The following is a 20,254-nucleotide window of genomic DNA, read 5'->3' on the forward strand; positions in this document are numbered from 1 at the left end:
TTTATTGAAAATGTTTATTAATTAATTTATGATAAATTTAGGTAAACGATATTATTAATAGAAATATCATTAAAAAATTTAGTAAATGGGGTGGAAAGATGAAATATTTAGTTTTAGATATTGGAGGCAGTGCTATTAAATATGCACTTATGACCAGTGAATTAGAATTTGTTGAGAAGGGAAATGAACCAACACCGCACGATTGTATTGAAAGCTTTATCGAAGTAGTAGGAAAAATATATGATGAGTATAAGAATGAAATAGAAGGAATAGCTATAAGTATGCCTGGAGTTCTAGATAGTGAAAAGGGTTATACCTACACAGGTGGTTCATTGACCTATAACGAAGGAAAAGAAATTGTAAAAATTCTGCAAGAGAGATGTCCTACTAAAATAACAATAGAGAATGATGGTAAATGTGCGGCTTTAGCTGAAGTATGGAAAGGAAGCCTGAAAGATTGTAATGATGGTGTAGTTATTGTTCTCGGAACCGGAGTTGGTGGAGGAATCATAAAAGATAGAAAATTACACAAGGGAAAGAATTTCTTTGCAGGTGAGTTTAGTTTCATCGCTACTGATGTTAATAATATTGAGGGAAACGGAAGCTGGTGGGGACATTTGAGTGGTTCTAAGTCTCTAATTGAAGCTGCCGCAAAATCAAAGAACATGTCAGCAGAAGAACTAGATGGATATAAAGTGTTTGAGTATGCTAATAATTGTGATGAGGATATTCTCAAAGTATTGGATGATTTTACGTATAAACTAGCAGTTCAAATTTTTAACTTACAATGTATCTTAGATCCAGAAGTGTTTGCAATTGGTGGTGGGATAAGTAGCCAGGATATACTAATTGAATATATCAAGAAAAACGTTGATAAATATCATAAGAACTTTATATCTGATGTTCCAAAACCAAATGTTATTCGATGCGAATTTAGAAATGATGCAAATCTTATAGGAGCTTTATATAATTTTATTAATCGAAATTAGAAAACATGATTTGAATAAAGAATTTGGTGTTATGTATTATAGTTTTTAAGACAGAAGTGAGAATGCGACATATTGATTATTGTAGAGAAAAGTAGGAACGATAATGTTCCTACTTTCTTTAGTTTATTGTGATATCCTTAGGGAAAGAGATTTTTATTCCAAAGAGAGATGGCAAAACTCGTTGTTTATTTTATAAAGCTCAAAATAATCCCGTGGCACCAGTGTTTTTAATGTCCATGGTGGACGATTTGTAACAGGGCTTCCTGAAGATGATGATTCAAGGATTGAGAAAATACTAATTAAAATAATATCTAATCAAGCTAAATCCTAAAAAAAGGAGCACTTCATTTAAGAAGTACTCTTTTTTTGTCTTTAGAAATATTATATTAAATGTTGAATAGCATATCGCCATAAGTTGGTATTGGCCAGAAATCTTCATCAACTATAGTTTCAAGCTTATCAGCATATTCTCTTAAAGTATTCATTTGTTCGAATACTTCGTATCTGTATATCATTCCTAAATCGAATATATCACCGTCAAAGTTATCAGCTTTTTCAACTACTTTTTCAAGAAGTGCTACATTTTTATTCAATGAAGACAATAATGATGAAACTTCAGTCAATAATTCACTCTGAACTGATACGTCAACACTTACACCAGTAGCTTTTATAGTGTTTATTGATTCAGCAAGACTTGTAGTATATTGAATTACAGCTGGCATGATTTGACGTTTAGCCATTTCAAGTGTTGTTAATGCTTCAATATTTATAATCTTATTGTAGTTTTCAAGAGTTATTTCATAACGAGATTCTGCTTCTACTTTAGTTAGAACTCCGTGTTTTTCTAAAACTGCTTGATTCTTTTCAGAAATCATAGCTTTAGCAGCTTCTACTGTAGATTTAATGTTTGGAAGTCCTCTTCTTTCAGCTTCTACAACCCATTCATCTGAATATCCGTTACCATTGAAGATTACTCTCTTATGGTTTTTAACGATATCAGTTAAAATTACTTGAATTTCAGCATTTACATCAGTAGCTTTTTCAAGTTTATCTGCAATTTCAGATAAAGTTTCAGCAACTATTGTATTTAAAACAAAGTTACATCCAGCGATTGAAGCTGAAGATGGAACCATTCTAAATTCGAATTTGTTTCCAGTGAATGCAAATGGAGAAGTTCTGTTTCTGTCAGTTGCATCTTTTGGAAGTGGAGGTAATGTATTAACTCCAATAGTTAATTCGCTTGAAGATTTAGAGCTTGTAGCTGGTCCTTTTTCAATTTGTTCTAATACATCTTCTAATTGATCTCCTAAGAATATAGAGATTATAGCTGGAGGAGCTTCATTAGCACCTAATCTGTGATCATTTCCAGCATTAGCAGCTGATACTCTTAACAAGTCTGGATATTCATCAACAGCTTTTACTACAGCACAAAGGAATAAAAGGAATTGTTGATTTTCGTGTGGAGAGTTACCTGGTTCAAGAAGGTTCATTCCGTCATCAGTACCCATTGACCAGTTGTTATGCTTACCTGATCCATTTACTCCAGCAAATGGTTTTTCGTGAAGTAAGCAGTATAAGTCGTGTTTTGCAGCAACTTTCTTCATTATTTCCATTGTAAGTTGGTTGTGGTCAGTTGATATATTTGTTGTACTAAATATAGGAGCTAATTCATGTTGAGCAGGAGCAACTTCGTTATGTTTAGTTTTAGCTAATATTCCAAGCTTCCAAAGTTCTTCGTCTAACTCTTTCATGAAATCAGAAATTCTTTGTTTTAATGTTCCGAAGTAATGATCTTCAAGTTCTTGACCTTTTGAAGGTTTTGCTCCGAATAATGTTCTTCCAGTTAATATAAGGTCTTTACGAGCATCATACATTTTCTTATCGATTAAGAAATATTCTTGTTCAGGACCTACAGTTGTAATAACTTTTTTAGTAGTAGTATTACCTAATGCTTTTAAAACACGTAGAGCTTGTTTATCTAAAGCTTCCATTGATCTTAATAATGGAGTTTTTTTGTCTAAAGCTTCTCCGTTATAAGAGCAGAATGCAGTAGGAATACATAAAGAATCATCTTTAATAAATGCTGGTGAAGTACAATCCCATGCAGTATATCCTCTAGCTTCGAAAGTAGCTCTAAGCCCCCCGTTAGGGAATGAAGATGCATCTGGTTCACCTTTAATTAATTCTTTTCCTGAGAATTCAAGTATTACTTTTCCGTCAGAAGTTGGGTTGATAAAAGAATCATGTTTTTCTGCAGTGATTCCTGTCATTGGTTGGAACCAGTGAGTAAAGTGAGTAGCACCTTTTTCAACAGCCCAATCTTTCATTGCAGAAGCAACAACGTCTGCAACATCTGGTGCAAGAGAAGTTCCTCTTTCAATTGTCTTTTTTAAAGCTTTATAAGTAGCCTTTGGAAGACGTTCTTTCATTACAGCATCGCTAAATACGTTTGAACCAAAAATTTCATTGATTTTGTTCATTAATAAAATCTCCTTTCAGAATACACAACATTTATTTAAAGTGTTATTAACTAACTAAAAAAATTAATAATTTTAAAAAAAGTTTAGATTATAAATGATAAATTGTCAATACAAAAATACAGAATAAGACACAATGTATATCTATAAATATACATATATGGAATAAATTTCAATCTAAAAATAAAAAGCTAAAGAAATATTATAATATTCTCTAGCTCCATTGCTAAAATTCATATTTAATTATTAACAATATAGACTATAGTTAATAATCTAAACTATAGCATCATATTATTTATCATATTAAAAAAATTCAGCGTTAGAACTGCCATAGTTCTATATTTACGCTACATTGATTATACTATATTGTTAAAGCTTGTTCAATACAGAAATTCGATTTTTTCTGTTAAAAAATTTACAGAAATATATATTATTGTATTTGACAAAGAATTTTTTAGGAAAGTATTAAAGTTTTTTTGTGACATTAAACGAAATTAAGTTTACATGAATAAACTTAAAAAAATAACAAGCGTAAATACTGTATTTGACGCCATAATATAATTATGAAATAATCACAACTAAGGAAATTATTACAGTATTCTATTCAATAAACCAAATGGAATTATATTAGGATACCCAGTATTAGAGTACATATTAATGGATTGTCGCTTTGTAATGAAGTAACTGCAAATGAAGATGCACATATAGATTCAGGTGTAGAAGTTTGGTTTGGCATTCTTTTAACTTGGCTCAAAAAATATACAACGGTTTAGGAGGAAAACTAAGATGGAAAATACAATTGAGAATATTAAATCTAGAAGAAGTATAAGAAAATATAAAAGTGAACAGATAAAAGATGAAGATTTATATACAATATTAGAATGTGGAAAACATGCCCCAAGTGGCGGTAATTCTCAAACATGGCACTTTACAGTCATTCAGAATAAAGAAATCTTACTAAAATTAAATGAATATATAAAATTAGCATTTGAGAAATTAGAAGTAGATGAAAATACCTATAAAAGTATGAAGTCCGGTAAGATTGCTTCTAAAAATGATAAATATAGTTTTTATTACAATGCTCCGACACTAATAATAGTATCAAATGACTCAAATTATAGTAATGCTATGGCAGATAGTGCCTGCGCTATCGAAAATATGCTCCTAACTGCAAATTATTTAGAACTTGGAGCATGTTGGATTAATCAAGTGACATGGTTTGATAGGGATGAAAACGTAAGAAAGCTTCTCTCTAGTTTAGGGATTCCGGAAAATTATAAGGTTTGTGGTTCTATATCTATTGGTTACATGGATGGTATAAAACCAAATGGAAAGACACTGAAGGAAAATACTGTGACTATTATAAGATAAAATTGGATCGTTAAAAGGAAGTACTCTTACGAATCAATTTTTGATTTTATAACCCAGCTATATCAACGGACGCAGCTACTTTTATCAAAAAACAACATATATGGTAACCCAAATTATTTGTATAGCTTGTAATTTAGTGTCAAGTGCTATAAAATAATAGCAAAGTTATGAACACGTGTGTAAAATAATTAATTTAATTATTCAATATAGTGTTCGTATCTATATTTAGAACTATTATTATAATATATTTGTAAAAGTTTTGGAGGATAAATATGGCTACTACAATTAAAGATATAGCAAAGGTACTAGGGATATCTCATTCAACTGTTTCGAGAGCATTGACAGGTTCTAAATATGTAAATGAAAAGACTAAAGAAGCGGTACTAAAAGCAGTAAAAGAATTAAACTATATTCCTAATATGAGTGCCAGAAGTTTAAAAATAGATAAAGCTTATAATATCGGAGTGTTTTTTTCGACTATAAGTAATGGAACTTCACCATATGTATTCCAAACTGTAATAAATAGTGTATACAGAAATATAGATAAGAGGTATAACGTTATAGTTAAGGGGATAGATATGTATGAAGAAAATACAATAAATCCTAAAAATTATGATGGTATACTAGTTGTTAGTCAAATGGTAAATGATGATAAGTTTATTAGAGAAATTCTAGAAAGAGATATACCAGTTGTTGTTATTAATAGAAAGGTAGATCATAATGTTATAAATATATATACAGATGAAAGCATAGGGACATATAAAGGAGTAGAGGAATTAATAAAAAATGGTCATAAGGAAATAGCAATAATTGAAGGAGCAAATAGTTTTGATTCAACAAAAATGAGAAGAAAAGGTTATGAAGATGCTTTTGAAAATTATAACATTGAATTAAATAAAAATCTAATATTAAATGGAGACTTTAGTGTAAAAAGTGGTTACGAGAGAACTAAAGAACTTCTTGAAAGGAAAGAACAATTTTCTGCTATATTTGCTTTCAATGATGAAATGGCAGCAGGCGCGATAAAAGCATTAACTGAAATAGGGTTAAAGGTGCCTGATGACATATCCATATTGGGATTTGATGGGAACGAAATTGGAAAATTTATCAGTCCAAGTATTACTACTATTAAAAGGCCTATAGGTGATATATCTAAAATTGCCATAGATTTGCTTTTAAAATTATTAAGCGATGAGAGGGATATAACGGCTAAAAAAATATATATGGAATCGGAATTAGAAATAGGAGAGTCTATTAGGAATTTGGATAATAGCTGATTTTTTAAAGAAGAATATAAATGAAAATAATAAATTTAATATTATAGAAGTTTACAATAAATATTGCTTTTGTTGTAAACTTTTTGCTTAGTTAATAGGCTTATCAAATAAAAAACTATTGCAATTCTTTACATCAGGGTATATAGTTAAGTTAAGTAACTTAGGAACACGTGTGCCAAAGTAAGGAATTCACAGTGAGCATAGAAAATTAGTATTTGATTTATTACTTTAAATAATTCAAGATGCTTTATCTTTTTTTGAACACGTGTGTATATGCACTGAAAGTTAAAATAAAAAGCATTTGTATAATTATTTATAATTTAAAATATTTTTTGTCATTCTAGGAACACGTGTGCTAATAATTAATTTGAAGGGAAGAAACAGCATGAATATGGAAATTAGATACTCAAATCATCCAGAAGATTCAAAAAGATATGATACAGAGACATTAAGAAGACATTATTTAGTTGAAAAAGTGTTTATGGAAGACGAAGTGAATTTAGTTTATAGCCATAACGATAGAATAATATTCGGGGGTATTACTCCAGTAAAAGAAATATTAAGACTTGGAGTGTCTAAAGAGTTAGGTACAGATTACTTCCTTGAGAGAAGAGAACTCGGAGTTATTAACGTAGGCGGAGAAGGAACCATCATAGTGGATGGGACAGAATATAACATAAAATATAGAGATGGGTTATATGTTGGACAAGGTGTACAAAATGTAGAATTTACTTCAATTGATCCAAAAAATCCAGCTAAATTTTATATTAATTCAGCACCAGCGCTTAAATCTTATCCAACTGTAAAAATAGATTTAGAAAAAGCCAATAAAATAAAAACTGGTGATTCACTTACATTAAATAAAAGAACTATAAATCAATATGTACATCCAGCAGTTTGTGAAAGCTGTCAGTTAGTAATGGGGCTAACAATATTGGAACCAGGAAGTGCATGGAATACAATGCCATGTCACACACACGAAAGACGTATGGAGGTATATTTATATCTTGATCTTCCACATGATCAATGTGTAATGCATTTTATGGGTGAAGGAAAAGAGACAAGACACATTGTAATGAAAAGTGAACAGGCTGTAATTTCACCAAGCTGGTCAATACATTCTGGAGTTGGAACACAAAACTATTCATTTATCTGGGGAATGTGTGGGGAAAATCAGACGTTCGATGATATGGATCATATTAAGATAGAGGATTTAAAATAATAAACATGGAAATGAGGTATATATTATGTCAAATATTCTAGATCAATTTTCAATGGATTTTTTTAGATTAGATGGAAAAGTAGCAATAGTTACTGGAGGAAATACAGGACTTGGTCAGGCATACGCTGTAGCATTAGCAAAAGCAGGCGCAGATATAGTTGTTCCAGCTCATAATAAGGATTGGGATGAAACAAGAGAGTTAATAGAAAAGGAAGGCAGAAAAGTTGTATTTATACAAGCTGATTTAACTAAGAAAGAAGATAGAAAAAATGTAATAGATGTAACAATGAAGGAATTTAAAAAGATAGATGTATTAGTAAATAATGCTGGGACTATAAGAAGAGCGCCTCTTCTTGAATATAAGGAAGAAGACTGGAATGCGGTAATGGATATTAATTTAAATGCAGTATATTTCTTGAGTCAAGAAGTAGCTAAGATAATGGCTGAGCAAGGTTCGGGAAAGATAATTAACGTAGCTTCGATGTTAGCATTCCAAGGTGGGAAATTCGTACCACCATATACTGCAAGTAAACATGGTGTTGCAGGTATAACAAAAGCATTTGCAAATGAATTAGCATGTAAGAATATTCAAATTAATGCTATAGCTCCAGGATATATAAAAACTGCAAATACTGCACCAATAAGAGCAGATAAGGAAAGAAATGCAGAAATTCAAAGCAGAATACCGGCAGATAGATGGGCTGAACCATTTGACTTAATGGGAGCAATAGTATTTTTAGCAAGCAAAGCATCAGATTATGTTAATGGACATGTATTAGCTGTTGATGGCGGATGGTTAGTAAGATAGTTTTAAACAGCATTGAATGTTAGACAGAATGTCTCAAGAAGAATATAGAAAAGCAACGATTGACGCAGTTAAAAAACTTTAAAATAGAATTATTAAAAATGGTTGTTGCTAAGTGCACTACCCTTTTGACATTTAGATAAAATTTCAACTGTTCTTTTAAATCTGAATAAGAAAATATATTAAGCTCCAATTTATCCTATAATCATAGTATTGATTATAGGATAAATTATAAATTAAACCTATATAGGCTAGATTTTTATGCTTATATTGTTTTATAATTATTTCGTCAATCATTTAATAATGATTACTATGGAAAAGTAGCAAAATTTAATAAAAAGGAAGATTATAATGCAAAGTATATTTTATTATAATACAGAGATTGGCAAAATAGGGATAGAAGAAAATGGGGCAGCGATCACAAAGATATTTTTTATAAATGAAGATTTACAAGAGGATATATCAGAAAAAAGTGAAACAGAATTGATAAAGGAAGCTATAAGGCAGCTAAATGAATATTTTCAAGGAAAGCGTAATGTTTTTGATTTACCTTTAGAACCTAAAGGAACAGAATTTCAAAAGAGAGTATGGAATGCTTTAAAAGAAATTCCTTTTGGTGAAACGAAAAGCTATGGAGACATAGCAAAAATAATAGGGAATGAAAAAGCTGCGAGGGCTGTTGGAATGGCTAATAATAAAAATCCAATTCCGATTATAATACCTTGCCATAGAGTAATTGGTTCAAATGGTAAACTAATTGGTTATGCTGGTGGTCTTGATATAAAAGAGAAGCTCCTTAAAATTGAAAAAAATTATAATAAATAAGAAGAAAACAAGTCTCGATAATGAATTGAACTCTATTATCGGGACTTTTAATTTTGTGATAAATGAAGAAGTAAGGTTCAAAATAGTTTAAAAATAATCTATCTATTCTTTCCAAATAGGCCTTTTAGTGTTATTCCAATACCTGCGGCAGTCATGCCAAACATAAGTATACCTTCAAACAAACTAACAGGCATAAAACTCATTCTAAGACCCATTAATATACCCATTAAAATAATAAAAATGCCTACAATAATTAAAAACCAACCGATTACAGAATGTTCATTAAAAAATAGTACAATTATTCCTATTAGTAGAGGTAATAGAACTAGTCCAAAGTTAGGAGTAAATCCGAAAACTCTAGTAAGGTTAAATCCAGTCGAAATAATAGTATTTTGAAATATCATATAAATACCAACTAAAAATACCACTATTCCGCCGAAGAATGTTAATATATTTCCTTTGGGAGCTTTATAGTAATCTAAATTATCTTCTACATCTTTTTTCTTTTTAAACATATTATCCCCCTATCAAATAAGCACAGTATTAGTTATATTATAAAATAAATTTAACTATTTTTCAAATATTAGTAAGTTTAAAATGCTGTTTTAAAAGGCATTTATAGATTGATTGAAATATATATACTTAAAAGTGTTGAAAAAATACTTTAAATAACTTATAATTACTTATGAGGTGGTTATGTGATTGAAAAAGATAGATATGAAAATTTCAAGGAAGATAATGCATGCTCATATAAGGAAAGACTGAAATTAAATGTTAATGAAAAAAGAAGAATTGTCGAGAAAGCTATGAAATTTATTCATAATAATGGGACATATTTCTTTGATGTTTCTACGAGTGTTGAATTTCTTGCTAGAGCTTTAGATAAAAAGGTTACTGTGTTTACTCATTCGATAGATAACTTTAATATACTTTCTGAAAAAAGTGATATAATAGTAAATTTAATTGCTGGAGAATTCAATAAAAAGAATCGCTTTTTTTATAAAACAAATTATGAGAGATGCTTAAACGGAATTAAATTTGATTCAGCATTTTTAGGAGCTAGCGCTATAAAAAGTGATGGTATATATTATGAAAACGAGGAAGATGCTTATATTAAGAGTGAGATAGTAAAGAGATCTGAGAAAGTAATTTTGCTTGCCGAACATCAAAAATATGAAAAATATGCTTACTATAAGGGATTAGATTTAGATCAAGCAAACATTATTATAGTTGATCCAATATCAGTTTCCTCTTTTAGTAATATTATAGTGTCAAATAATATCAAAATTAATCCTAAAAGTCTAGTTATTATATAGAACAAGGATATATCTAACGAGTGAGATTACAGAAATGAATCGGAATATTAAGTAGTTAAATTTATACGCTTATATTAATTGAGAAAAGGTGATTTAATGTATCAAGAAGAAAGACTATTAAAAGTATTAGAATATTTGAATGAACATAATTATATGTCTATTCATGACATATGTAAGATGTTTAATGTATCAAGGGATACTGCACGTCGTGATATTGTAAAACTTATAAATGAAGGCACTGCAATTAGGACTCATGGAGGAATTAGCTTGCCTATATTAAAAAATACTATTAAAGAATATAAGGAAAGAATTGAAGCATATTCTGAAGAGAAAAAAGATATTGCAAGAAGGGCCCTAGAATTCATAGAAGAAGGTAAGCATTATTTCTTTGATGTTTCTACGATAGTAAGTTTTCTAGCACAAGAAGTTAATAAGCCTATTTGGGTGCTTACACATTCTCTTGATAACATAGAAATACTTTCGGAAAAAGAGGAGATTGACGTGCATTGTGTAGGTGGGTACCTTAATAGAAAAAATAGATTTTTTTATCGGGCAGATAGTACAAGTTACCTTGATAAAATGAGGTTTGATACAGCGATATTAGGAGCAGCATCTATAACAGAAGATGGAATATACTATGTTGATGAAGAAGATGCATTAACCAAGCAGATAGCAGCCCAAAAATCTAATAAGGTAATTGTTCTTGCCGAATATGATAAATTTAAATGTTTAAGTTATTATAAAGGATTAGATTGGGAACAAATTGATGTAATTATTACTGATAAAATACCGCCATCTGTTTTTGTAGAGATCATTGAATCACATGATATTCAACTGATAATCGCTAATAATATAGAGTTCTTAAGTAATTGTAAGTAATTTATATTCTATAATAAATAGTTTAAGGGGATGAGTATATGAAGAATTTAAAAATGGTATGCTTAGATATCGATGGAACTTTATTAAATTCAAAGCATGAGATTACAGAAAAGGTGAAAAGTACTATAAATGTAGTTGCAAATGAGAAGAAAATACCTGTAATTTTAGTTTCAGCAAGAATGCCTAAAGGTATAAAGTTTCTGCAAAAAGAACTTGGAATAGAGGAACCAATTATTTGTTACAGCGGGTCTTTGATTTTAGATAAGGATAATGATGTATTAGCCAAAGAATTCATAGACGTATCTGACCTTGAAGAAATATATAAATTAACTAGTAAGAACAATATTCACATGAGCTTATATAAAGATGATGAATGGTATATAGAGGAATTAGATTATTGGGCTAGACAAGAAAGTGAAATAACAAATATTATTCCCAATATAATTAATTTTAAAGAATTAATAGAAAAGTGGAAAAAAGATAGATTAGGGCCAAATAAGATTTTATGTATGTCTAAGCCAGAAGAAATAAATTTCTTAAAAGAAAATATTAAGGGAATTAATTTAAATATATATCCGTCTAAGCCAACATATTTAGAAATTATGCCGACAAAGGCATCAAAAACATCTGCAATCAACTGTCTGCAAAAGAAATATAATATAGATAGGTCAGAAATTGTAACAATGGGCGATAATTACAACGATATTGATATGTTAGAGTATGCAGGAATTGGAGTGGCAATGGGGAATGCGCCAGAAGAGGTGAAGATACATGCCGATGATATAACTTTGACTAATGATGAAAATGGTGTTGCAGAGGCATTAATAAAATATATTATTTAACAACAAAAAGGGGAAGGTTTTGTGAAGTATTTTATTTCAAACTATCACAAAATCATCCCTTTTTTAGGTATTAATAAATATTTATAGTTAAGATTTTTTAATTTCGTAGAATGTCTGCATTTTAATAGATTGATTATAATCACCAAATCCTTCACCAAATAAGGTGAAACCTCCGACATTTTTAGTATCCTTAGGAACAGAGAATCTAAAAGTTATAGTGCTAGTATAATCTATACTAAGCTCATCAATTGTGGTTTCAGAGATTTTATAGCCGCCATCAATAAAAGTCCCATCTTTATTAATTGACAAAGTCTTAAGTCTTCCATACTGATTGCAGATTTCAGGCCACCAGTTAGGAGTAAATCTTCCACGTCTAGCACCAAAATCTCCAGGGCTTACCCAATAACCTAGGTCAATATTATTAATTGAAAAATGTATATCAGACGGATAATTTTCATTGTAACCTGGGCTTTCAGATGAGATCTCAAAAGAAAGCTGTAATTCTGTTAGTTTTTGTCCAGCAGTTAAGTGGTTTGGAAGATTATATTCTATAAACCCAGTAGTAAACCATAAAACTGATGCTTGAAAATGTTCAGGAAATAAGAAATAACGAGGATCGTCAAATTCACCAATAATATGATCTTTCGTTGAAATTCCACAAGTGGCTGTAATTTGACAGTTTGAATAGCAGCCTACTTCAATTTCATCTTTATATGAGGCAATATCTAATTTCTTAGGAAGCAAGTCTATTACCATCATATCATGAAGTGGTTTGCAAATTTTCATAGAACCACGTTTCCCAGACATAGTATGGATTTCTATTAAACCAACTTCTTCTAGCTTTTTAATATGAAGAGATATAGCACTATTAGTTAAATTAAGCATTGTAGCTAAATCATTTAAGTTTTTATCGCCATCTTCATATAATATTTCCATTATTTTAAGACGCATAGGAGCACCGAGGGCCTTGAAAACTTCACTGGCATCTTTCATTGATTCAAAATGTAACATAAATTTTCCTTTCTAAGTCAGAGGTAGATTTTTAGTCTTTAATAAATAGTAAACCAAAATTCAGCAGAAATTATACCTTAACAAGGATATCAATAATTACTTTAACTTATAACTTAAATAAATAAGAATTGAAATATATGCATCTCATAAATGATAACTGAATTATAGCAAAAATGATAATGCTTGTAAATCAATAAAGAATAGGGATAATGAGGATAAAAAATATATAAAATGCATTGACGACATTATTTGGTTATAGTATATTATAAATAAGGTTAAATTAAAACTTAAATATTAAAGTATTTACTTAAACAAAGGGGGATATTATGAGCAAGCTATTTGTAAACGTGCAAAATAAAAAAGGAAAGATTAATAAAGAAATTTATGGACACTTTTCAGAACATTTAGGTAGATGTATATACGAAGGATTATATGTAGGTGAAGATTCTAAAATTCCTAATACAAATGGAATGAGAAATGATGTAGTACAAGCTTTAAAAGAAATAAAAATACCAGTACTTCGTTGGCCAGGTGGATGTTTTGCTGATGAATATCACTGGAAAGATGGAATTGGACAAAAAGAAAATCGTAAAAAAATGATAAATACTCACTGGGGTGGAGTTGTAGAAGATAATAGCTTTGGTACTCATGAGTTTATGGAACTATGTAGACAACTTGAATGTGAACCATATATTAATGGTAACGTAGGAAGTGGAACTGTTCAAGAAATGTCTGAGTGGGTTGAATACTTAACATTTGAAGGTATCTCTCCAATGGCTGATCTTAGAAAGAAAAATGGTAATGAAGATGCCTGGAAGGTAAAATATTTTGGAGTTGGTAATGAAAATTGGGGCTGTGGTGGTAATATGACACCAGAATATTATGCGAATGAGTATAGAAGATATCAAACTTATTGTAGAAATTATGCTGATAATAAACTTTATAAAATAGCTTGTGGAGCAAATGCAGACGATTATGATTGGACAGATGTTTTGATGAAGAATGCAAGTAATTTCATGGATGGATTATCTCTTCATTACTATACCATTACAAAGAATTGGGTAGAAAAAGGCGCTGCAGCTAAATTTGACGAAAAAGAATGGTATACAACATTAAAGAAGACATTAAAGATGGAAGAGTTAATTTATAGACATGGTGCTATAATGGATCGATATGATCCAGAAAAAAAAGTTGGATTAATAATTGATGAATGGGGAACTTGGTTTGATGTTGAAGTTGGAACTAACCCAGGATTTTTATATCAACAAAACACAATGAGAGATGCTTTAGTTGCAGGTATTAACTTAAATATCTTTAACAAAAACTGTGATAGAGTCAAGATGGCAAATATTGCTCAATTAGTAAATGTACTTCAATCTGTTATTTTAACAGAAGGAGAAAAAATGGTATTAACACCAACTTACCATGTATTTAATATGTATAAAAGCCATCAAGAAGCAACACTTGTTGAAAGCTATATAGAAACTCAAGATATTGGAGTTGAAGAAGAAAATCAAGTGCCTAATTTACATGAATCAGTATCTGTAGATGCAGAAGGAAGAATTAATGTAACGTTAAATAACTTATCTGTTTCTGAGTCTTATGACATACAAGGAATCTTTGCGGACAGAGAAATCAAATCTGTAAAAGGTACAATTCTATCAAATGAAATGGGCGCTTACAATGATTTTGACGCACCAGAAGTAGTGAAACCTGCAGAATTTATAGATTTCAAGATTACAAATAAAGGGGTCGACTTTAAGATTCCTAAATGTAGTGTGATTCACTTAGTAATAGAATAATATGAAACAGAGATTTTGTAAAAAATGCTTATTAGATGAGATATTTGAAGAAAGAGAATATCAGCATATGCAGGATTATATTAAAAATTTAGATAAGCATATAAAAACAGAAGATGAAGCATATAAAAAACGACTAGGAATATGTATGCAATGCGATAATTTAATTAACGGCATGTGTAAAATTTGTGGTTGCTTTGTTGAGATGAGAGCAGCAATTAAGAAAAATTATTGCCCTGATATAGAAAAGTACTGGTAAAATAATCATAATAAAAAGAAATAGATCAAGATTTATCAGAGGGATCCGTAAGTGGAAAAAATTTAAAGGATATTTCTTTAATACCTGCAAATGCAAAGAAATCGAAGATTATATAAGAAGTATTACAATCATTTTGTAATTAAATTAATGATAGCAAAAACTATATATAATACTCTTTAATCATATATAATAATATCCCATAAATTAATAATGGCCTTATCAAGCACAAGTTTTAAACCTATCTCTAAGTGCTTGATAAGGCTAAAATAATTGAAATTTCCAACCTTTACTTTAAGAATGAACATATCCCATAAGTCTACTAATTTTATTAGCGACGTTCATAAATTCATTTTTGTAATTTAGTAGATCTTCGATAGTATTAAATATAGTAACTGATGAAAGGCTAATCGAAGCAATAATTTTATTAGTTCGATCAAAGATAGGCACAGCTATACATATTACTCCTGTATCATATTCAATATTATCTAGTGAATATAAATTTTTTCTTATATCGCGTATTTCTTCTATAAGAATATCCACATCAATTATTGTATTTTCTGCATACTTTACAAACTCTGTATCTTTTAATAGCTCTCTTATTTTATCATCAGAAAATTGAGACAGTAATAACTTACCAGAGGCAGTACAATAAATAGGTGCTTTTTTACCTATGCTGGAAGACATTATTATATTTCTACTAGTATTTTCAGAAGATACCTTATCCACATAAATTATGTTTGAAAATGATTCATCTGGAATACAAAGATGTATAACCTCATCAACTTTATTCGCAAAATCATATATATGAGGTCTAGCGACATTAATTAAATCCATACTACTTGTTATGGAAGAAGATAAGTTGAGAATTTTAATTCCAAGTTGATATTTATCATTTTCTTTATTTTGGGTAACATATTCTTTATATTTTAAAGTTGTAATTATTCTATGTATAGTACTTTTACTCAAACCTAAGCTTTTTGATAGTTCACCAATTCCGCATCCCTTTGGAGATTCTGCTAAACAATCCAGTATATCTAGAGCACGTTCTACAGATTGAACTAAATTAGAATTATTTAAATCCTCAGACATATTAAATCCTCCTGAATAATATTTTCTTTATATTACATTGTAATGTCTAAAGTAAATTTTAACAAATAGAAAATTTAAAGTTTTTATACTAGTATGATTGACAATTATGCGTGATAATATTAAAATTAAGATATAAATGAAACGGTGTTCCACTATGTGGAACGATATAAAAATAAAGTGAAGATAATATTAAGCCTAATAAAAAATTTAATAATGAGATATATAATATTTTTTAATTATATATGATATTAATTTCAAAATTAATCATAGCCTTATCAAGTATAAATATATAAACCTATCTCTACGTACTTGGTAAGGCTAAAAATAAATATATAAGTTGAAAGTGGTGTATTAATTTATGGACGTAATTACTATAGGAGATGCAATGATTGCAATGTGTCCTCAAGAAAAGGGACCAATAATATTTTGTGATACATTCAAAAGAAAATTAGGTGGAGCAGAATTAAATGTTGCAATGGGGTGTGCAAGATTAGGATTAAAATCAGGATGGATAAGTAGGCTTGGTAATGATGATTTTGGAAAACATATATTGAAAACTGCAAGAGGAGAAGGGATAGATACGTCAGAAGTTCAACTTGTAGATGGATATCCAACTTCAGTATATTTTAGAGAAGTTTTAGCAGACGGATCAAGTAGGTCATTTTACTACAGAGAAAAATCTCCTACAAGTACAATGAAGTGTGAAGATTTAAATGAGGAATATTTTAAGAGTGCAAAAGTACTCCATATCACGGGAGTATTTCCTTCAATAACTAATAATAATCAAGAAATTATATTAGAAGCAGTAAAACTCGCAAAGAAAAATAATCTGACTGTATCCTTTGATCCTAACATTAGATTAAAAATGTGGACAAAAGAAGAGGCAAAGGAATATATAGAAAAATTATTAACAGACGTGGATATTCTTTTAATAGGTGATGAAGAAATTGAAATATTATTAGGGGATGTAACTATAGAAGATGCAATCAAAACTTTCCATGGTTATGGAATTGGTAAGGTTGTAGTAAAAAAAGGAGCTAAGGGTGCTCTTGGTTCAGATGGAGAAAATATCTATGAAGTAGATGCTATTAAGCCAAAAGCATTAGTAGACACAGTAGGTGCTGGAGATGGATTTGCAGCAGGATTTTTAAATGCATTAATAAAGGGTGAAACTTTAGAAGGCTGTGTTAGATATGCAAATGCAGTTGGATCCCTAGTGGTTGGTGTTGAAGGTGATAATGAAGGATTACCTTACCATGAGGATGTTTTAGTACATTTAGGGCAAGCTAAAAAAATAGAAAGATAGAATTAAGATTAAAAATAATATTAAAATAATTAGATGAGGTGTTAAAATGTTCGAAAAAATTTATAATACATTAAAAGAAGAAAAAGCAGTTGCTGTTATTAGAACAAAGACATACGAAGAAGCAAAAGAAATAAGTATAGCAGCAATTAAAGGTGGAATGAACATTATAGAAGTAACAATGAGTGTTCCAAATGCACCTAAGTTAATAAAGGAATTAAAAGAAGAATATAAAAATGCTTGCGTTGGAGCAGGAACTGTATTAACTAAAGATGCTGTAGATGCATGTATTGAAAACAATGCTGATTTTATTGTTTCTCCTTGTATAGATGAAGAGGTAATAAGTTATGCAAATCAAAGAAAAGCATTAATAATACCAGGGTTAATGACAATGTCAGAATTAAATAAAGCTTATAAGTTAGGCTTAAGATTTATAAAAGTATTCCCAGGTAATGTTGTTGGAAAAGCGTTTATAGGAGCAGCAAAATCAATATTTCCAGACCTTAGCATAATGCCAACTGGTGGAGTAAACAAAGATAACATAGATGAATGGATACAAATTGGAGCAGACTGCAGCGGTATTGGTAGTGATTTGAATAAAGTATATAAAAGTAACGGAGCAGCAGGTGTTACAGAATATTGTGCTGAAGTTATAAGTAAAGTAAAAAGTCTATAAGAAAAAATATATAATTATTAATTAGCTTCTTAAATAATAACCATAATATATAGAATAATCCACATAGATATTAGTATTAACTATATTCTCTGTGGATTATTTATTTAATAGATCTGTTTATAAAGTTCTTTTGGATTTAAGCCGTTTTTCTTGGCCATAGATTTCCAACTCGAATTTCCGGCAATTTTAAATATAAATTTAGGCATCTTTGCATTAACAAGTATATTTTCTTTAGCAGGAGTAGAAGTCGAATTTTCTATATCTTCTTTTAATGCTAAATATGCATTGTAAACAGGTTTTTTCATTCGAGAATTAAGAGGCATATCTTTAGAGCCTTTCATAAATTCTCCCCCACCTATTCCAACTCCAAAGCGCCAATTGAAATCAAGTCTATCACAGAAGTGTTTCATAATATTAATTGCGGTTTTATTCTGAGTACCTTCTATAAAGCCGCAGTTGATAATACAATACATATCAAGTTTTATAGTACCATTTTCTTTAATAAAATCTTCAAAAGCAGCCATAAATTCTAACATAGTGCTGGGAAAACAATCAGCATATAAAGGGGAAACAAAAACAATTTTATTATAGGATGCAATTTCTTCAAACAATGATTTATCTTTCATAAATGTACCTATATAATATTCTTTCGCAGTAATATTTTTATCTAATAATTTCATTAATTCATTTATAAGATGGCTGGAAGTGCCTTGTCCCTTTCTTGGGCTGCCATTTATAATACACAATTTAGTCATTAATTTAACCCCCTACAAACTTTTTATTATTGTTCTTATATCTGATGTTTTTTTTACTACATAAGTTTTATAATCGGAAAAACATAAATTTGTAGCATTTCCCTTAATTAAATCTTTAAAGGTTTGCTCTTCTTCAGGAGTAACATCATCACCATATCCAATAACAATAAACTTAAGATTGTCATTATTATAACGAGGAAGATGATGAAGTTCACCATTAACTGTTTGAAAGAAAGGCAATAAAAATCCTATGGACCTATCAATAACATTTTTGACATAGGAAGTATAACATCCATACTTTATTTGAGTAATAATTACGAAAGTACCACCTTCTAAGATGTATTTAGGCATTTCAGTATAAGAATCTTCTATAATACATCTTCCAGGAGTTTTAATCCAGCAATTAAAGCAACCTATACACCCTTTAATATTGTTTATCTCTCTTGAGAGAATTTTAGATTCAGATGGCAGCAGTGGGATAATCTCCTTTGAATCTTTGTCATTTAAATCATGAACTAATAACATTATAAGTCCTCCTTATATTAATATTAATTTATATTCAATGTATAATTTATTTATGTTTACACTGTCAACTTGATAATATCATAACATCTTAAGTTTACAGTGTCAACATGCCGTGGTATTATATATATAATCTCGGTAAGTTATCATATAAGCGTAAGCTATATATTGTATATCTATAAAGGAATTTAGAAAAGAGGTTTTTTAAATGCAAAATGATAAATATCACCATGGTGATTTGAGAGAAAGCTTAATTAGAATGGGATTAAAGCTATATAATGAAGAAGGTGCTGAGAAATTTTCTATTAGAAAGGTTGCGGCATTATGTAATGTAAGTCATGCGGCACCTTATAAACATTTTAAAAATAAAGAGGAGTTAATTAGCGCCATATCAGATTATGTATTTAGTAATTTTGAGTATTCATTAAGCGAAATAGTAGAGAAATATAGAACTGATCCATATGAAAGAATTATTGAATTAGGAAAAAAGTATGTGATATTCATGGTAGAAAATCCGGATTATTTAAAATTTGCCTTTTCTCAAAATAATGAGTACGGAATAACTGTAGAGAATAATGAATTACAAAGCTCTGATTATGGTACATTCAATATTTTTAAAAATTGTGCAATTGATTTCTTGAAAAGTAAAAATGTAAAAGAGGAAAAATATATACAAGATATAATTGCTATGTGGGCAATGGTTCATGGTCTTGCAACTATGTTATCTAATAAGATGTTCATATATAAAGGAAATTATATTGAATTAGTTGAAGAAATATTAAGACAAAATATAACTTATTAATATAACTTATGTCATTAAAATCAATGAGTGAAAAA

21 protein-coding genes are annotated in these 20,254 nt (G+C 29.5%); 15 read left to right on the forward strand and 6 right to left on the reverse strand.

Annotation, left to right across the window (positions count from 1 at the left end):
* The first annotated feature begins 98 nt into the window (after positions 1 to 98).
* A complete protein-coding gene (locus D2A34_RS22530; RefSeq protein WP_119367983.1) occupies positions 99 to 989 on the forward strand; it encodes an ROK family protein in 891 nt (296 codons plus the stop codon).
* Between the two features lie 386 nt (positions 990 to 1,375).
* Here D2A34_RS22530 and D2A34_RS22535 read toward each other — a convergent pair whose 3' ends face one another.
* Positions 1,376 to 3,469 carry a glutamine synthetase III family protein gene (locus tag D2A34_RS22535; protein WP_079438876.1) on the reverse strand — a complete coding sequence of 698 codons (2,094 nt, stop codon included), beginning with the start codon at positions 3,467 to 3,469 and terminating at the stop codon, positions 1,376 to 1,378.
* 783 nt (positions 3,470 to 4,252) lie between these two features.
* Here D2A34_RS22535 and D2A34_RS22545 point away from each other — a divergent pair.
* The 5 genes from D2A34_RS22545 to D2A34_RS22565 all read left to right on the forward strand — a co-directional run bounded on the left by D2A34_RS22545 (position 4,253) and on the right by D2A34_RS22565 (position 8,966).
* The gene (locus D2A34_RS22545) at positions 4,253 to 4,837 is read left to right on the forward strand and encodes a nitroreductase family protein (protein WP_119367984.1); all 585 of its coding nucleotides are present in this window, start codon (positions 4,253 to 4,255) and stop codon (positions 4,835 to 4,837) included.
* Positions 4,838 to 5,109: 272 nt separating this feature from the next.
* Positions 5,110 to 6,114: a LacI family DNA-binding transcriptional regulator gene (locus D2A34_RS22550; protein WP_119367985.1), complete on the forward strand. Its 1,005-nt coding sequence runs from the start codon at positions 5,110 to 5,112 to the stop codon at positions 6,112 to 6,114.
* Positions 6,115 to 6,505: 391 nt separating this feature from the next.
* The gene (kduI, locus tag D2A34_RS22555; RefSeq protein ID WP_182629453.1) at positions 6,506 to 7,336 is read left to right on the forward strand and encodes a 5-dehydro-4-deoxy-D-glucuronate isomerase; all 831 of its coding nucleotides are present in this window, start codon (positions 6,506 to 6,508) and stop codon (positions 7,334 to 7,336) included.
* A 25-nt stretch (positions 7,337 to 7,361) separates the two neighbouring features.
* Positions 7,362 to 8,144: a 2-dehydro-3-deoxy-D-gluconate 5-dehydrogenase KduD gene (gene kduD / locus D2A34_RS22560; protein ID WP_079442415.1), complete on the forward strand. Its 783-nt coding sequence runs from the start codon at positions 7,362 to 7,364 to the stop codon at positions 8,142 to 8,144.
* A 348-nt stretch (positions 8,145 to 8,492) separates the two neighbouring features.
* Positions 8,493 to 8,966, forward strand: a complete 474-nt coding sequence (locus tag D2A34_RS22565) for a methylated-DNA--[protein]-cysteine S-methyltransferase (RefSeq protein ID WP_079442414.1) — start codon at positions 8,493 to 8,495, stop codon at positions 8,964 to 8,966.
* A gap of 98 nt (positions 8,967 to 9,064) precedes the next feature.
* Here D2A34_RS22565 and D2A34_RS22570 read toward each other — a convergent pair whose 3' ends face one another.
* The gene (locus tag D2A34_RS22570) at positions 9,065 to 9,481 is read right to left on the reverse strand and encodes a hypothetical protein (protein WP_079442413.1); all 417 of its coding nucleotides are present in this window, start codon (positions 9,479 to 9,481) and stop codon (positions 9,065 to 9,067) included.
* A gap of 183 nt (positions 9,482 to 9,664) precedes the next feature.
* Here D2A34_RS22570 and D2A34_RS22575 point away from each other — a divergent pair, with 183 nt between their 5' ends.
* From D2A34_RS22575 to D2A34_RS22585, 3 genes are all read left to right on the forward strand, one after another.
* Positions 9,665 to 10,282, forward strand: coding sequence for a DeoR/GlpR family DNA-binding transcription regulator (locus D2A34_RS22575; protein WP_079442109.1), 618 nt, complete (start codon positions 9,665 to 9,667; stop codon positions 10,280 to 10,282).
* A 96-nt stretch (positions 10,283 to 10,378) separates the two neighbouring features.
* Positions 10,379 to 11,161 (forward strand): DeoR/GlpR family DNA-binding transcription regulator, encoded by a 783-nt coding sequence (locus D2A34_RS22580; RefSeq protein WP_119367987.1) that lies wholly within the window; start codon positions 10,379 to 10,381, stop codon positions 11,159 to 11,161.
* Positions 11,162 to 11,199: 38 nt separating this feature from the next.
* On the forward strand, positions 11,200 to 12,003 hold the full coding sequence (locus tag D2A34_RS22585; RefSeq protein ID WP_119367988.1) for a Cof-type HAD-IIB family hydrolase: 804 nt from the start codon (positions 11,200 to 11,202) through the stop codon (positions 12,001 to 12,003).
* 87 nt (positions 12,004 to 12,090) lie between these two features.
* Here the strand turns inward: D2A34_RS22585 and D2A34_RS22590 are convergent, their stop codons facing one another.
* A complete protein-coding gene (locus D2A34_RS22590; RefSeq protein ID WP_243128385.1) occupies positions 12,091 to 12,996 on the reverse strand; it encodes an ArsR/SmtB family transcription factor in 906 nt (301 codons plus the stop codon).
* 344 nt (positions 12,997 to 13,340) lie between these two features.
* On the opposite strand from D2A34_RS22590, the gene D2A34_RS22595 reads away from it, so the two are divergent.
* The 3 genes from D2A34_RS22595 to D2A34_RS27695 are packed head-to-tail and all read left to right on the forward strand — an operon-like array spanning position 13,341 to position 15,211.
* Positions 13,341 to 14,816, forward strand: coding sequence for an alpha-N-arabinofuranosidase (locus D2A34_RS22595; protein ID WP_119367990.1), 1,476 nt, complete (start codon positions 13,341 to 13,343; stop codon positions 14,814 to 14,816).
* Position 14,817: 1 nt separating this feature from the next.
* Positions 14,818 to 15,072 (forward strand): DUF6171 family protein, encoded by a 255-nt coding sequence (locus tag D2A34_RS22600; protein WP_079442114.1) that lies wholly within the window; start codon positions 14,818 to 14,820, stop codon positions 15,070 to 15,072.
* 43 nt (positions 15,073 to 15,115) lie between these two features.
* Positions 15,116 to 15,211, forward strand: coding sequence for a hypothetical protein (locus D2A34_RS27695; RefSeq protein ID WP_423236649.1), 96 nt, complete (start codon positions 15,116 to 15,118; stop codon positions 15,209 to 15,211).
* A 152-nt stretch (positions 15,212 to 15,363) separates the two neighbouring features.
* Here D2A34_RS27695 and D2A34_RS22610 read toward each other — a convergent pair whose 3' ends face one another.
* Positions 15,364 to 16,161 carry an IclR family transcriptional regulator gene (locus D2A34_RS22610; RefSeq protein ID WP_119367991.1) on the reverse strand — a complete coding sequence of 266 codons (798 nt, stop codon included), beginning with the start codon at positions 16,159 to 16,161 and terminating at the stop codon, positions 15,364 to 15,366.
* A 358-nt stretch (positions 16,162 to 16,519) separates the two neighbouring features.
* Here D2A34_RS22610 and D2A34_RS22615 point away from each other — a divergent pair, with 358 nt between their 5' ends.
* Both D2A34_RS22615 and D2A34_RS22620 read left to right on the forward strand, forming a co-directional pair.
* On the forward strand, positions 16,520 to 17,467 hold the full coding sequence (locus D2A34_RS22615; protein ID WP_119367992.1) for a sugar kinase: 948 nt from the start codon (positions 16,520 to 16,522) through the stop codon (positions 17,465 to 17,467).
* Between the two features lie 46 nt (positions 17,468 to 17,513).
* Positions 17,514 to 18,140 carry a bifunctional 4-hydroxy-2-oxoglutarate aldolase/2-dehydro-3-deoxy-phosphogluconate aldolase gene (locus tag D2A34_RS22620; protein ID WP_079442117.1) on the forward strand — a complete coding sequence of 209 codons (627 nt, stop codon included), beginning with the start codon at positions 17,514 to 17,516 and terminating at the stop codon, positions 18,138 to 18,140.
* Positions 18,141 to 18,244: 104 nt separating this feature from the next.
* Here the strand turns inward: D2A34_RS22620 and D2A34_RS22625 are convergent, their stop codons facing one another.
* Together D2A34_RS22625 and D2A34_RS22630 are read right to left on the reverse strand one after the other, a co-directional pair.
* On the reverse strand, positions 18,245 to 18,895 hold the full coding sequence (locus tag D2A34_RS22625; RefSeq protein WP_079442118.1) for a flavodoxin family protein: 651 nt from the start codon (positions 18,893 to 18,895) through the stop codon (positions 18,245 to 18,247).
* Between the two features lie 12 nt (positions 18,896 to 18,907).
* Positions 18,908 to 19,420 (reverse strand): flavodoxin family protein, encoded by a 513-nt coding sequence (locus D2A34_RS22630; RefSeq protein ID WP_119367993.1) that lies wholly within the window; start codon positions 19,418 to 19,420, stop codon positions 18,908 to 18,910.
* A 205-nt stretch (positions 19,421 to 19,625) separates the two neighbouring features.
* On the opposite strand from D2A34_RS22630, the gene D2A34_RS22635 reads away from it, so the two are divergent.
* A complete protein-coding gene (locus tag D2A34_RS22635) occupies positions 19,626 to 20,219 on the forward strand; it encodes a TetR/AcrR family transcriptional regulator (RefSeq protein WP_119367994.1) in 594 nt (197 codons plus the stop codon).
* Positions 20,220 to 20,254 lie beyond the last annotated feature (35 nt).

It is taken from the genome of Clostridium chromiireducens (genome assembly GCF_003575225.1).
GTDB lineage: Bacteria > Bacillota > Clostridia > Clostridiales > Clostridiaceae > Clostridium > Clostridium chromiireducens.